The sequence below is a fragment of the Pseudomonas sp. NMS19W genome, assembly GCF_051554255.1.
Classification (GTDB): domain Bacteria; phylum Pseudomonadota; class Gammaproteobacteria; order Pseudomonadales; family Pseudomonadaceae; genus Aquipseudomonas; species Aquipseudomonas kribbensis.
Genome location: NZ_CP136718.1, coordinates 6,297,372 through 6,312,364 on the forward strand (window position 1 = coordinate 6,297,372; position 14,993 = coordinate 6,312,364).

Genomic DNA, 14,993 nt, shown 5'->3' on the forward strand with positions numbered 1-14,993 from the left:
GCACCTGTCTTTTCTATCGGGACTTTTTCTCGATCTGATAGACATCCCCATCAAGCCTGTGGGGAGAGGTGAGAGTTGAAGACCAAGGGGTCGCTGTTTGAAAAGAAGTCTGTTCGTCACCGATCACAGCGGATTCGTGGGACAACAAATTCAATTGCGCTTGATGCTCGATGCCTCGTCGCGGGAAGTGCTACCTGCAGCCTTGCCCGTTGACCTTAAGTATCCACCAAGCCTTATCGATCTCCGGCGGCAATTGCCCGGCGTCTTCATTTGTTCCGTGGCCCTGAGCCTTTCCCGGCTGGACTCGCATCTGGATCGCAATTTCGAATGGCGCGATTACGGGCTGGGTTTCCACGTGACCAACAACCGTCAGGAAGATTTCGTTGGCTGCTCGTGGCTGGGAGCCAGCACTTCAATCACCCGGGGCACTGCCGCCCTGGTGGAGCCCACGCCATGACCCGTCTTCTGGTCGAATGCACCCATGTATTCAAGAACCCAAGAGTCAATTCGGGGATTCAGCGGGTAGTCCGCAATGTCATCAACCAACTACCGCCGAGCGCTGAAGGTGTCGAATGCATGCCGGTGATCCTGCTCAATGGCAAACTCTACCGCGTAACACGCCTTGCACCGCTGGACTCGCCGTTGTCGAACGCCATCGTCAGGTTTGGCGAACGCGTTGGGAGACTGGCACACCGTTTCGGGCAGTTGTATCACCGGATTGACCGTCGCTGCCGGACAAAACTGACGCGACGCGCACTGTACGTAGCCTATAGGCTGTCCGCATTCGCACTGTTCGGTATTCCACCGCGGCTCGTCCAGAGGGTTAACCGCTACCAGCTGCCCCAGCGTTGTGAACCGCTGCAACACCGGCCGGGCGATCAACTGGTGCTGCTGGACTCGTCCTGGCATTCGGATTTTTTCCCGCATGCCGAAAAGCTCAAACGCGAAGGCGTGGGCATCATTGCGGTGATCTACGATCTGATTCCGTTGACCCACCCGCATTTTTACGAAACGCGACTGGTGCAGGTTTTCAGTGAATGGTTTGACTGGATCACCCGTACTGCCGACGGCTATGTGGCGATTTCCGCCACAGTGCGCGATCAGTTGCGCGAAGAGATAAAACACCGCATCGGTTCGACAAAGGCCGAAAAGTGCTGGTTCGACTATTTCCACCTTGGATCCGAGCTGGATCTGCAGAGTGTCAACGCCGTCGTCGACCCTCGCCTGGAACACTTGTTTACAACACAAGAGCCGGTGTTTCTGATGGTCAGCACCATCGAACCACGCAAGAACCACGAATACCTGATGGATGCTTTTGACCGGGCATGGGCCACTGGCTCGAACGCACGACTGTGCATAGCCGGAAACATCGGCTGGAAGTGCGACGCCCTGCTCGCCCGGGTGCGCAATCATCCTGAGTACAACCGGCGACTGTTCATGTTCAATGACCTGAACGACACCAGTCTTGAATACGCATACGCTCATGCCAGTGCATTGGTATTCCCCTCGTATGTCGAAGGCTTCGGCTTGCCTTTGGTTGAGGCCATGCAACGCGGGTTGCCTGCAATGGGTAGCGACATTGCAGTGTTCCGCGAGATCGGTGGGGAGTTCATGGCCTATTTCGATTTGCAGGATCCGCAACGCCTCGCCGATCTGGTGACCGCCTTCGAGTGCAGCGGCCGATTCCCCGCCGACCGGGATGTGACCGACTGGCAATGGATCGGCTGGCGCGAAGCGAGTCTGCAATTGGCTGAACGTACTGCACGCCACGTACTGCAAACGCCTGCGACTCCAACGAAGTCACTGGCATTGGCCCCTCCCCCCGAGGCCCACAGACCCGGTGCTGTCGTACGCTTTGGCCGCTAAAGATCCAGCACCAGCGGCTGGGCACTTTGCGCCGGCACCGCACAGCAGATCAGCACTTGTCCTTCCTCCGGCACTTCGGCCGGGGGCTGTGGATAATTCACTGCGCCGCTGATCAACCGCGTCTTGCAGGTGCCGCATGATCCTCCGCGACAGCTGAACTCGGGGCGCAGGCCACGGCTTTCCGCCAGTTCCAGCAGACTGCCGCCATCGGGTTGCCACCGCGCTTCCTTGGCCGAACGTTCGAAGACCACCGGCACCGAAGTGGTGGCAGCCGGCAATTGTTCGATCACGACGGCATCCGGATCGGCCTGACGCTTGAGGGTCGAAGGGCCGAAGGTTTCGGCGTGGATCTGGTCGTCACGCACGTCCAGTTCACGCAGGCTGTCGTAAAGACCCTGGGTAAAAGCGCCGGGGCCGCAGAGCACAAAGTCGATCTGATCAAATTCGTCGATAAGGTTCCTCAACAGGGCACCGTCGATGCGCCCGTGCAGGTCGTAATCCTCGCCTTCCACCAGATCGGGCTCCGGCTGACTGAGCAGGCGCAACACCCGCACCGCCTCGCCAGCATCCTCCAATAACCGGTCCAGCTCCGCGCGAAACGGTTGGTCGGCAAGGCTGCGAGAACTCTGGATCAGCCAGGTCGGACGAATCCGCCGGGTGCGCAGGCCCTGATACACCACCTCGCGGAGCATCGACAGCAACGGCGTGATCCCGACCCCGGCCGCCAGCAACACCAATGGCCTGCGCTCCAGCGGCGCCACGGTGAAATGCCCTTGGGGCGAACGCGCCTCCAGTACATCGCCGACGCGCACCTGATCGTGCAGGTGCGTCGATATCCGCCCTTCACGCTTCACGCTGATCCTGAAGAAGTCGTCCGACGGCGCACCCGACAGGCTGTAAGTGCGAATGAACACTTCGCCATCGAGGGTGAAACGCAGCGGCAGATGCTGCCCGGCCTGAAACACCGGCAGACCGGCACCGTCCACGGGTTCGAGGTAGAACGAACGGATGTGCCGGCTTTGCGCTTCAATCCGCGCCACCCGCAGCGGCCGCCAGCTGTTACCCAGCGCCTGCGCCTGCAAACGTGCATCGGCCTGGGCCCAGGTGCCGGTCAGCAGGCTGGTCGGCGACATGCCGTCGAAGCGCCAACGCAGGGCTAACGCCCCCGGACGCCGCACCGCTTTTTCCACCTCGAACGTCCACAACCGCTCGGCGCCCTGGAAGGCTGCGATTTGCGGTCCTTCAAGAATGACCTCGGTGCGGCCGCTGAGCTGCAGCACGTCACCTGTGGAAAAGTCGATGAACAGCAAGCCGGCCCGGGGATTGAGCAGCAGGTTGCCGAGAGTGTTGAAGTGCAGGTTGCCGGCAAAGTCCGGGATGGTCAGGCGATTGCCCTCCACCCGCACGAAACCGGCCTGGCCGCCACGGTGGGAAACATCCACCGAGCGCTCGCCATCGACATCGACATAACTGGCGACGAAGAAGGTGTCGGCCGTTTCGATCAGCGCGACCGCCGCGTCATCAAGCCCGTCGAAGTGCTCTGCGCGCCGGGTCTGCGGATCCGTCAACGGCACCCGCTGGAACTGGCGCAACTGAATGTACTGCGGGCAGTTGCCGAAGGACTGATCCACCGTCAAATCGAAACCGCCAGCGCCAAGATTGCCGATGTGGCCATTGAGGCGATTGCGCCGACGAGTGTGCAACTCGATGCCGAGCAGACCGATCGCCGCACCGGCCTGCAACTGCGCCGGGTCATCGGCAGCAGGCAGGCTGTCGAAGTGCAACTGCGTCGGCTCGGGAGAGTGAGCGAAACCCGGCTCGCCCTCCAATACGCTGGCCCACGGATGGCCATCGGCATCCACCGCGCCGAACAGCATGAAGGGCAATTGCTGATAGAACTGACGGTGCTGATCCGGCATCCAGGTGCGAATCACCTTGCGACCGAATTCCTCCATGCGCTCGGCAACACCGACCTGCGCTTGCAGTTGCCGCTCGCCGGCGTGCCAGGGTGAACGTTCCATGACGACCTCTCCCCCACGCCAGCGGCGCAGTCTGGATGACGAGACTCAAGCCGTGGCTTGCAGACCGGCAACGGTACGTGGCATCGCGACGAAACCGGGCAATGCTTCAATCCGCGCCAGCCAGGCGCGCACATTGGCGTAGTCGTCCAGCGACACATTGCCTTCCGGGGCATGGGCGATGTAGCTGTAGGCCGAGACGTCGGCGATGGTCGGCTCGCTGCCGACCAGGAACGGAGTCTTGCCCAGTTCCAGGTCCATCACCTTGAGCAGGTTGTGCGCACGGGTGATCGCTTCATCGGCATTGAGTTTTGCCCCGAACACAGTGACCAGCCGCGCCGCCGCCGGACCAAAGGCAATCGGCCCGGCCGCCGCCGACAGCCAGCGCTGGACGCGCGCCGCGCCGACCGGATCGCTTGGCAGCCAGCGACCGTTGCCGTACTTCTGCGCCAGATACACCAGAATCGCGTTGGAATCGGCCAGCACCACGCCGTTGTCATCAATGGCCGGTACTTGCCCGAAGCTGTTGATCGCCAGGTACTCGGGCTGTTTGTGCTCGCCCTTGGCCAGATCGACGAAGATCAGTTCGGTCGGCAATTGCAGCAGTGACAGCATCAGCTCGACCCGGTGGGCGTGGCCGGAACGCGGGAAGTTGTAGAGTTTGATCGCTTGCATGGTCGACTCCGCTGGACTTTTGCGTCGCCCGGAATGGACGACAACCGTGGCAGCCATCTTCCGCCTATCGCGAAAACAACAGAATCACCAGCAAATGCAATCCATTATTTCTCTGGATGAAATAACGCCGCGTTTTTCAGGGCCGGATGCCCGCGCAAGGCGTTCACGGCGTAGTCGACAAAACTGCGCACCCGGGTCGGTGCCTTGCGCCCGCCCTGATACACGACATGGATTGGTAACGGCGGCAACTCGTACTCGGCGAGGACGATTTCCAGCTCCCCGGAAGCGATCTTGCCGGCGACCTGATAAGACAGCACCCGGGTCAACCCGAGCCCCAGACAAGCGGCGGTGATTGCCGCCTGATTGCCGGTGACCACCAGTCGCGGCTCGGGGCGCACGGCCAAGGGCTCACCGTCCTCCAGAAACGGCCAGTTGCGCAGTTGACCGATGGACGAGGTCGCCACCACAGGCGCGCCGGCCAGTGCCTGGGGATGGGTTGGCCGACCGTGAACGGCAAAATACCCCGGCGAGCCGCAGATCACCCGCCGCACCTCACCAACCCGGATCGCATGCTGATTGCTGTCCGGCAACTCACCGATGCGGATCGCCACATCGACGCCCTCCTCGACCATGCTCACCACGCGGTCCAGCAGCAACGCGTTGATGGAAACGTCCGGGTATTGCGTCAGATAACCCGCCATCACCGGTGTGACAAACAGCTCGCCGAACAGCACCGGCGCCGTCACCGTCAATTGCCCACGGGGCTGAGTGTGGCTGCCGGCGGCGGAGTCTTCCGCTTCCTGCACCTCGGCAAGAATCCTCCGACAGTCTTCCAGGTAACGCTGGCCCGCCTCGCTCAGATGCACGCTGCGGGTGGTGCGAATCAGCAACTGCGTACCGATCCGCTGCTCCAGCGCCGCCACCGCCCGGGTGATGCTGGCCGCCGACAGCCCCAAGCGCCGCGCCGCCGCGGAAAAACCCTGCTCCTGAGCAACGGTCGCGAAAACCTGCATTTCCTGGAAGCGATCCATGGTGTCCTCGGAGTGGATAAAAAAATCGCAGCAACTGCTGCGATTCATCTGTGATTCGATTCCGGGTGCCTGCATCCCGACAACGCGATGCAGACCCGGAATGTTTCCCGATCAGGTCAGGACTGAGAAACCGGCTGATCGCCAGTCACCCGCGCAGCCTGTCCGGCCGCCGGTTTGACCCATGTCAGATACGCCAGCACCAGCAATCCGATCCAGACCACGCCGACAATCAGTGCTGCCTGAGTATCCGGAAAGTAACCCAGCACACCGAAGACGAACAACATGAAAGCAATCGCCGCCATCGGTGCATACGGCCAGAACGGTACCGGGAATTTCAATTGCGCCACCTGCTCGGCTGTCATGGAACGACGCATGGCCACCTGGGTGAACAGAATCATCAGCCACACCCACACCGTGGCGAAGGTCGCGATGGACGCGATCAGCAGGAACACGTTTTCCGGAATCAGGTAGTTCAGCAACACACCCAGCAGCAGCGCGCAGCTCATCACGATCACCGTCAGCCATGGCACGCCATTGCGCGACAGGCGCGCGAAGCCTTTCGGCGCATGCCCTTGCTGGGCCAGGCCGTACATCATCCGGCCTGCACCGAAGATGTCGCTGTTGATCGCAGACACCGCCGCCGAAATCACCACGATGTTCAGAATGGTGGCCGCCGAGCTGATGCCCAAGTGGTCGAAGATTTGCACGAACGGGCTGCCCTGGCTGCCGATCTGCTGCCACGGGAAGATCGACATCAACACCAGCATCGTCAGCACGTAGAACAGCAGGATGCGCATCGGCACGGCGTTGATCGCTTTGGGCAATACACGGTGCGGGTCCTTGGCTTCACCGGCAGTCACGCCGATGATTTCGATGCCGCCGAAGGCAAACATCACCACCGCAAACGAGGCGATCAGACCGCCCACGCCGTTGGGCATGAAGCCGCCCTGAGTCCAAAGGTTGCTGATATCGGTGGCCTGACCGGGGGCGGTACTGATGCCGAACAGCATGATGCCGAAGCCGCCGAGGATCATCGCGACGATGGCTGCGACCTTGAGCAACGACAGCCAGAACTCCATTTCACCGAAGACTTTGACGTTGCACAGGTTCAGCCCGCCAACCACCGAAACGATGCCCAGCACCCAGATCCAGCGCGAGACTTCCGGAAACCAGAAGCCCATGTAGATGCCGAACGCCGTCACATCGGCCATGCCGACGATGACCATTTCGAACGCGTAGGTCCAACCGAGAATGAAGCCCGCCATGGGGCCGAGGTAGGTGCTGGCGTACTGCCCGAACGAGCCGGCGACCGGGTTGTGCACCGCCATCTCGCCGAGGGCGCGCATGACCATGAACACCGCCGCGCCACCGATCAGGTAAGCGAGCAGAACCGCAGGACCGGCCATCTGAATGGCTGACGCAGAACCGTAGAACAGCCCGGTACCGATCGCCGATCCCAGGGCCATGAAGCGAATGTGTCGGGCCGAGAGCCCGCGTTTCAAACCTTTTGCTGACTGCTGCATTTTTCGTCCTTATTTATTTTTATTCGACGCAAAAATCGAAACGCCAACAGGCCGGCCTCCACACAAAGTGGAAGACAGCCTGTTGGCGATGAGGCACTTACAGACTCGGCAGCAGGTTCGCCGGAACCAGGTCATTCAGCGTGCGCGAAGCCAGCAGTTCGGTCGCCGCATCGATGTCCGGCGCAAAGAAGCGGTCCTTCTCGTAGAACGGCACTTCGCGACGCAAAATGCCCCGGGCCTTTTCCAGTTTGGTCGAGGTCTTCAGGCCGTTGCGCAGATCCAGGCCCTGCACCGCCGCCAGCCATTCCACCGCGAGAATCCCGCGGGTGTTTTCGGCCATTTCCCACAGGCGCTTGCCGGCAGCCGGGGCCATCGACACGTGGTCTTCCTGGTTGGCGGAGGTCGGCAGGCTGTCCACCGAATGCGGATGGGCCAAGGCCTTGTTCTCGCTGGCAAGGGCCGCTGCCGTCACTTGGGCAATCATGAAACCGGAGTTCACACCACCATTGGCCACCAGGAACGGCGGCAGTTGCGACATGTGCTTGTCCATCATCAGCGAGATGCGGCGCTCACTCAGCGAGCCGATTTCGGCGATGGCCAATGCCATGTTGTCAGCAGCCATGGCCACTGGCTCGGCGTGGAAGTTGCCGCCGGAAATCACGTCGCCTTCGGCCGCAAACACCAGTGGATTGTCGGAGACTGCGTTGGCTTCGATCACCAGCACTTCGGCAGCCTGACGGAACTGGGTCAGGCACGCGCCCATGACTTGCGGCTGGCAACGCAGCGAGTATGGGTCCTGGACCTTTTCGCAGTTCTGGTGCGAGTCGGAGACTTCACTGCGCTCGCCGAGCAGATCGCGGTAAGCGGCGGCGGTGTCGATCTGGCCTTTCTGGCCACGGGCGGCGTGGATACGGGCGTCGAACGGCGAGCGCGAACCGAGCACCGCTTCAACTGTAAGACCACCCAGCGCCAGTGCGCCGGCGAACAGGTCTTCGCCTTCGAACAGACCGCGCAGGGCGAATGCGGTAGACACCTGAGTGCCGTTGAGCAGCGCCAGACCTTCCTTCGCCGCCAAAGTCAGCGGGGTCAGACCGGCGACCTTCAGGGCCTCGGTCGCTTCCATCCACTCGCCCTTGTAGCGCGCCTTGCCCTCGCCCAGCAGCACCAGCGACATGTGCGCCAGCGGTGCCAGGTCACCGGACGCACCGACCGAACCTTTCAACGGAATGTGCGGGTAAACCTCGGCGTTGATCAGGGCGATCAGCGCGTCGATCACCACGCGGCGGATACCGGAGAAACCACGGCTGAGGCTGTTGACCTTGAGCACCATGATCAGGCGCACCAGCTCATCGCTGATCGGCTGGCCGACGCCGGCGGCGTGGGACAGCACCAGCGAGCGCTGCAGGTTTTCCAGGTCTTCGCTGGCGATGCGGGTCGAGGCCAGCAGGCCGAAACCGGTGTTGATGCCGTAGGCGGTGCGGTTCTCGGCGAGGATCTGCTCGACGCAGGCGACGCTGGCTTCGATCTGTGCAGCAGCGCTGTAGTCGAGGGTCAGTTTGACCGGGTTCTGGTAGACAGCACGCAGTTGGGACAGGCTCAGTTGGCCAGGGATCAGGTTCAGTGCAGTCATGTTCAGGCTCCTTTAACCGAAGTAATCATTGGCAGGTTCAAGCCCTGCTCCTTGGCGCAGTCAATGGCGATCTGGTAACCGGCATCGGCGTGACGCATGACGCCGGTGCCCGGGTCGTTGTGCAGCACGCGAGCAATACGCTCGGCTGCTTCGTCAGTCCCGTCGCAGACGATCACCATGCCCGAGTGTTGCGAGAAGCCCATGCCGACGCCGCCACCGTGGTGCAGCGAAACCCAGGTCGCGCCGCTGGCGGTGTTCAGCAAAGCGTTGAGCAGTGGCCAGTCGGAGACTGCATCCGAGCCATCCTGCATCGATTCGGTTTCACGGTTCGGGCTGGAGACCGAGCCGGAGTCGAGGTGGTCGCGGCCAATGACGATCGGCGCCGACAGCTCGCCGCGACGGACCATTTCGTTGAACGCCAGGCCGAGCTTGGCGCGTTGCCCCAGTCCGACCCAGCAGATCCGCGCCGGCAGACCCTGGAAGCTGATGCGCTCGCGGGCCATGTCCAGCCAGTTGTGCAGGTGCGCGTCGTCCGGGATCAGCTCTTTGACCTTGGCGTCGGTCTTGTAGATGTCCTGCGGATCACCCGACAGCGCCGCCCAGCGGAACGGGCCGATGCCACGGCAGAACAGCGGACGGATGTAGGCCGGTACGAAGCCCGGGAAGTCGAAGGCGTTTTCCACGCCCTCTTCCTGCGCCATCTGGCGGATGTTGTTGCCGTAGTCGAAGGTCGGGATGCCTTGCTTCTGGAAATCCAGCATGGCTTTGACGTGCACCGCCATCGACTGCTTGGCGGCCTTGATCACAGCGGCCGGCTCGGTCTTGGCGCGGGCGCGGTATTCGTCCCAGGTCCAGCCGGCCGGCAGGTAACCGTTGAGCGGGTCGTGGGCGCTGGTCTGGTCGGTGACCATGTCCGGACGCACACCACGACGGACCAGTTCCGGGAGAATTTCGGCGGCGTTGCCCAGCAGCGCGATGGAGATCGCCTTGCCTTCCTTGGTGTATTTCTCGATGCGCGCCAGGGCGTCGTCGAGGTCTTTGGCCTGCTCGTCGACGTAACGGCTTTTCAGGCGGAAATCGATGCTCACCTGCTGGCATTCGATGTTCAGCGAGCACGCACCGGCCAGAGTCGCGGCCAGCGGCTGGGCGCCGCCCATGCCACCGAGGCCGGCGGTCAGGACCCAGCGGCCCTTCAGGTTGGAATCGTAATGCTGGCGACCGGCTTCGACGAAGGTTTCGTAGGTGCCCTGGACGATGCCCTGGCTGCCGATGTAGATCCAGCTGCCGGCGGTCATCTGGCCGTACATGGCCAGGCCTTTGGCGTCGAGTTCGTTGAAGTGTTCCCAGGTCGCCCAGTGCGGCACCAGGTTGGAGTTGGCGATCAGCACGCGCGGCGCATTGCTGTGGGTCTTGAACACGCCGACCGGTTTGCCCGATTGCACCAGCAGGGTTTCGTCGTCATTCAGGTTGGTCAGGCTTTCGACGATCTTGTCGTAGCACTCCCAGTTACGCGCGGCGCGACCGATGCCACCGTAGACCACCAGCTCTTTCGGGTTTTCGGCCACTTCCGGATCGAGGTTGTTCATCAGCATGCGCAGCGGCGCTTCGGTCAGCCAGCTCTTGGCGGTCAGCTTGTTGCCGCGCGATGCACGAATTTCAACGTCACGGAATTTAGTAGTTTTTGCGTCAGTCACGAAAAAGACTCCTCAGCGATCAATTCAAACCAACCCTGGCGATGGGCAAGCGGCTTGTGCGCTTCAATGCGCGACAAGCGAATCAGTGGACGTTATGCGGAGTTTTGTTCGACTCGTATGCATACGTCTTTACTTGTACATACAAGCATATGCAATTGAACGGCCAACTTATGGAAAAGCTGTCCGACAAACCCGGCGGACATCGGCGAGAACACCGAAATCACGGGGCATCGAGTGATTGAATTTTTTTCGAAGGGACGCTTTTTGAAAGCAGAGAAGCTGTTACAGAAGCGTGGCATTGCACCGCGCTGGGGTGTTCGGTAACAAAAAGTGGGAAACATCCCACAGCCTGGAGACTGAGTGAGTCTCCAGGCTGTGATCGTCTATTGCGGCATGTGGATAACTTATTCCACCGTCACCGACTTCGCCAGATTGCGCGGCTGGTCCACGTCAGTGCCCTTGAGCACAGCGACGTAATACGACAGCAGTTGCAGCGGAATGGTGTAAAGGATCGGCGACAGGATGTCGTGGATGTGCGGCATCTGCACCACGTGGGTGCCCTCGCCGTTGGTCATCCCGGCCTTCTCGTCAGCGAACACGATCAGTTCGCCGCCACGGGCACGGACTTCCTGCAGGTTGGACTTGAGCTTCTCGAGCAGTTCGTTGTTCGGCGCAACGGTGACCACCGGCATGTCGTTATCCACAAGCGCCAGCGGGCCATGCTTCAGTTCGCCAGCAGGATAGGCTTCGGCGTGGATGTACGAGATTTCCTTGAGTTTCAGGGCCCCTTCCATCGCGACCGGGTATTGCGCGCCACGACCGAGGAACAGGGTGTGGTTCTTGTCGGCGAACAGTTCGGCGATCTTTTCCACGGTGCTGTCCATGGCCAGCGCTTCGCCCAGACGGGTTGGCAGGCGGCGCAGTTCTTCGACCAGTCGGGCTTCAACGCCTTTTTCCAGGGTGCCGCGGACCTGGCCCAGGGACAGGGTCAGCAGCAACAGGCCGACCAGTTGCGTGGTGAACGCTTTGGTCGAGGCCACGCCGATTTCGCGGCCGGCCTGGGTCAGCAGAGTCAGGTCGGATTCGCGCACCAGCGAACTGATGCCGACGTTGCAGATCGCCAGGCTGCCGAGGAAACCCAGCTCCTTGGCGTTGCGCAGTGCGGCCAGGGTGTCGGCGGTTTCGCCGGACTGGGAAATGGTGACGAACAGCGTGTCCGGCTGCACCACCACCTTGCGGTAGCGGAACTCACTGGCCACTTCGACCTGGCACGGAATCCCGGCCAGCTCTTCAAGCCAGTAACGGGCAACCATGCCGGCGTGGTAACTGGTGCCGCAGGCGACGATCTGCACGTTGCGCACTTTGGCGAACAGTTCGGCGGCTTGCGGGCCGAACGCCTGCACCAGCACCTGGTTGGCACTCAGACGACCTTCCAGCGTGCGTTGCACCACGGATGGCTGCTCGTGGATTTCCTTGAGCATGTAGTGGCGGAACTCGCCTTTGTCGGCGGCTTCGGCACCGTCGGTGTACTGCACGGTCTGGCGCTCGACGGCTTTGCCGGTCACGTCCCAGATCTGCACCTTGTCACGCTGGATTTCGGCGATATCGCCCTCTTCCAGGTACATGAAACGGTCGGTGACCTGACGCAGGGCCAGTTGGTCGGACGCGAGGAAGTTTTCGCCCAGGCCCAGACCGATCACCAGCGGGCTGCCGCTGCGAGCCGCGACCAGACGATCCGGTTGCAGTGCGTGGATGACCGCCAGACCGTAGGCGCCATGCAGCTCCTTGACCGTTGCCTTCAGCGCGTCGGTCAAGTCCGGCAGCGCCTTGAGTTTTTCGGTCAGCAGGTGGGCGATGACTTCGGTGTCAGTGTCGGAAGAGAACACGTAACCCTGCGCCTTCAGTTGCTCGCGCAGCGCCTCATGGTTTTCGATGATGCCGTTGTGCACCACCGCAACGTTGCCGGAGAAATGCGGGTGAGCATTGCGTTCGCTCGGCGCACCGTGGGTTGCCCAACGGGTATGGGCAATGCCGAGACGGCCTACCAGCGGGTGTTCCGCCAGGGCCGCGTCGAGTTCGCTGACCTTGCCCACACGACGGGTGCGTTCCAGCGTGCCGTCATTGGTGTACACCGCCACACCGGCACTGTCATAACCCCGGTATTCGAGGCGCTTGAGGCCTTCGACCAGGATGGCGGTGATATTACGTTCAGCTACCGCGCCGACAATTCCACACATGCTTATTTCTCCTGACTGACCGTCGCGCAAATCAAATTGATACCGCGAGCCTGAATCTGATCCCGTGCCTCCTGCGGCAGGCGATCATCGGTGATTAGGGTATGGACACTGCTCCACGGCAGCTCCAGGTTTGGAATCTTGCGGCCGATCTTGTCGGCCTCGACCATCACGATCACTTCCCGCGCCACTTCCGCCATCACCCGGCTCAGGCCGAGCAACTCATTGAAGGTGGTGGTGCCACGCACCAGATCGATGCCGTCGGCACCGATGAACAATTGATCGAAGTCGTAAGAGCGTAGTACCTGCTCGGCGACCTGGCCCTGAAAGGATTCCGAATGGGGATCCCAGGTGCCGCCGGTCATCAACAGGACCGGTTCATGCTCGAGTTCGCTCAGGGCGTTGGCGACGTGCAGGGAATTGGTCATCACCACCAGACCCGGCTGCTGGCCGAGCTCGGGAATCATCGCGGCCGTGGTGCTGCCGCTGTCGATGATGATGCGGGCGTGTTCGCGGATGCGTGTAACCGCAGCGCGGGCAATCGCCTGTTTGTATTTGGAAACGTTCTGACTGACGTCGGCCACCAGTTCCTGAGGCATGGTGATCGCCCCGCCATACCGACGCAGCAATAAGCCATGGCTCTCCAGCGCTGCGAGATCCTTGCGAATCGTAACTTCGGAGGTTTCGAAACGCTTGGCGAGTTCGTCGACACTCACTTCACCCTGCTCGGTGAGCAAGGCCAGGATGTTGTGACGACGTTGGGGTGTATTGCGTTTCGACATGGCGCGCTAAGTTTCGATTCGAAAGATAATGAAAGCAATCAAAACCTATCGAAGCAAAACCGTCAAGCCGGCGATGAAAAAAAATCGCTGCCCGTAGGCAGCGATCTTTCAAATTGAAGCGCTGTGGATAACTCAGCTCTTCTTGATTTTTTCCGGTCGTTTCCAGCCTTCGATGTTCCTCTGCCTTGCACGGCCTACTGCCAACTGAGCGTTATCCACATTCTGAGTGATGGTCGAACCAGCCGCCGTGGTCGCACCGGCAGAGATATCCACAGGCGCCACCAACGAATTATTGGAACCGATGAATACGTCTTCACCCAAAACGGTTTTCCACTTGTTGGCGCCATCGTAGTTGCAAGTGATGGTGCCGGCGCCGATGTTGGTACGGGCACCGATCTCGGCATCACCCAGATAAGTCAGGTGCCCGGCCTTGGCACCTTCGCCCATGCGGGCGTTTTTCAGTTCGACGAAGTTACCCACATGGGCACGGGCTTCGAGCACGGTGCCTGGACGCAGTCGGGCAAACGGGCCGGCGTCGCTGTTTTCACCCAGAACCGCGCCTTCGATATGGCTGTTGGCCTTGATCACCACGCCTTTGCGCAGTGTGCTGTCCTTGATCACGCAGTTCGGGCCGATCACCACGTCGTCTTCGATGACGACCTTGCCTTCGAGAATGACGTTGATGTCGATCAACACATCGCGACCGACGGTCACTTCACCACGCACGTCGAACCGGGCCGGGTCACGCAGAGTCACGCCCTGCGCCATCAGGCGACGGCCGGCACGCAACTGATAGTGACGCTCCAGTTCCGACAGTTGCTTGCGATCGTTGGCGCCCTGCACTTCCATCGGATCATGGGGTTGCTCGGTCGCAACCACCAGGCCATCACCGACCGCCATTTCAATCACGTCGGTCAGGTAGTACTCGCCCTGGGCGTTGTTGTTCGACAGGCGCCCCATCCAGTCCGCCAGATGGCTGGCAGGTACCGCAAGAATGCCGGTATTGCCTTCGGTGATCGCGCGTTGCGCTTCAGTGGCGTCCTTGTGCTCGACAATGGCCGCGACCTTGCCGCTGGCATCACGCACGATGCGACCATAACCGGTCGGATCGTCCAGTTCGACGGTCAGCAACCCCATCTGGCCGGGAACGACGTGCTTGAGCAGACGCTGCAGGGTTTCAACTTCGATCAGCGGCACGTCACCGTAGAGAATCAGAACGGTATCGGACGTGATGAACGGTACGGCCTGGGCAGTCGCGTGGCCGGTACCCAATTGCTTGTCCTGCAGGACGAAATTGAGGTCATCGGCAGCCAGGCGCTCGCGCACCACATCGGCGCCATGGCCGATGACAACATGGATGCGCTGCGGATCGAGCTGACGGGCGCTGTGGATAACATGACCGAGCATGGAATCGCCGGCAATCGGGTGCAGCACTTTCGGCAGAGCCGAACGCATGCGTGTGCCTTGACCGGCCGCGAGGATTACGATTTCAAGAGACATGACTGGCTACCAATCCTGGGTGGTCAGCAACTGCGACCGG

10 protein-coding genes and 1 pseudogene are annotated in these 14,993 nt (G+C 61.3%); 2 read left to right on the forward strand and 9 right to left on the reverse strand.

Annotated features, from left to right (window positions below; genetic code table 11):
• Positions 1-274: 274 nt before the first annotated feature.
• Both R1A29_RS28985 and R1A29_RS28990 read left to right on the forward strand, forming a co-directional pair.
• A pseudogene (locus R1A29_RS28985) lies at positions 275-457 on the forward strand (ABC transporter ATP-binding protein); the annotation flags it as partial.
• Positions 454-1,866 carry a glycosyltransferase family 4 protein gene (locus tag R1A29_RS28990; RefSeq protein ID WP_438300230.1) on the forward strand — a complete coding sequence of 471 codons (1,413 nt, stop codon included), beginning with the start codon at positions 454-456 and terminating at the stop codon, positions 1,864-1,866. The pseudogene R1A29_RS28985 and the gene R1A29_RS28990, both read left to right, overlap by 4 nt.
• On the opposite strand, the gene R1A29_RS28995 is transcribed toward R1A29_RS28990, so the two are convergent.
• From R1A29_RS28995 to glmU, 9 genes are all read right to left on the reverse strand, one after another.
• Positions 1,863-3,887 (reverse strand): 2Fe-2S iron-sulfur cluster-binding protein, encoded by a 2,025-nt coding sequence (locus R1A29_RS28995; protein WP_438300231.1) that lies wholly within the window; start codon positions 3,885-3,887, stop codon positions 1,863-1,865. The two genes, R1A29_RS28990 and R1A29_RS28995, sit on opposite strands and share 4 nt — an antisense overlap.
• Before the next feature lie 45 nt (positions 3,888-3,932).
• Entirely contained in the window at positions 3,933-4,559 is a 627-nt protein-coding gene (locus tag R1A29_RS29000) for a glutathione S-transferase family protein (protein ID WP_438300232.1), read from the reverse strand.
• A gap of 104 nt (positions 4,560-4,663) precedes the next feature.
• Positions 4,664-5,590 (reverse strand): LysR family transcriptional regulator, encoded by a 927-nt coding sequence (locus tag R1A29_RS29005; RefSeq protein WP_438302104.1) that lies wholly within the window; start codon positions 5,588-5,590, stop codon positions 4,664-4,666.
• Between the two features lie 116 nt (positions 5,591-5,706).
• Positions 5,707-7,113: an amino acid permease gene (locus tag R1A29_RS29010; protein WP_085731279.1), complete on the reverse strand. Its 1,407-nt coding sequence runs from the start codon at positions 7,111-7,113 to the stop codon at positions 5,707-5,709.
• Positions 7,114-7,210: 97 nt separating this feature from the next.
• A complete protein-coding gene (gene hutH, locus R1A29_RS29015) occupies positions 7,211-8,743 on the reverse strand; it encodes a histidine ammonia-lyase (protein WP_438300233.1) in 1,533 nt (510 codons plus the stop codon).
• Between the two features lie 2 nt (positions 8,744-8,745).
• The gene (hutU, locus tag R1A29_RS29020) at positions 8,746-10,437 is read right to left on the reverse strand and encodes a urocanate hydratase (protein ID WP_114886513.1); all 1,692 of its coding nucleotides are present in this window, start codon (positions 10,435-10,437) and stop codon (positions 8,746-8,748) included.
• Between the two features lie 404 nt (positions 10,438-10,841).
• Complete coding sequence (gene glmS / locus R1A29_RS29025) at positions 10,842-12,674, reverse strand: glutamine--fructose-6-phosphate transaminase (isomerizing) (protein ID WP_438300234.1); 1,833 nt, start codon at positions 12,672-12,674, stop codon at positions 10,842-10,844.
• A 2-nt stretch (positions 12,675-12,676) separates the two neighbouring features.
• The gene (locus R1A29_RS29030; protein ID WP_438300235.1) at positions 12,677-13,453 is read right to left on the reverse strand and encodes a DeoR/GlpR family DNA-binding transcription regulator; all 777 of its coding nucleotides are present in this window, start codon (positions 13,451-13,453) and stop codon (positions 12,677-12,679) included.
• A gap of 132 nt (positions 13,454-13,585) precedes the next feature.
• The gene (glmU, locus tag R1A29_RS29035; protein ID WP_438300236.1) at positions 13,586-14,953 is read right to left on the reverse strand and encodes a bifunctional UDP-N-acetylglucosamine diphosphorylase/glucosamine-1-phosphate N-acetyltransferase GlmU; all 1,368 of its coding nucleotides are present in this window, start codon (positions 14,951-14,953) and stop codon (positions 13,586-13,588) included.
• Positions 14,954-14,993 lie beyond the last annotated feature (40 nt).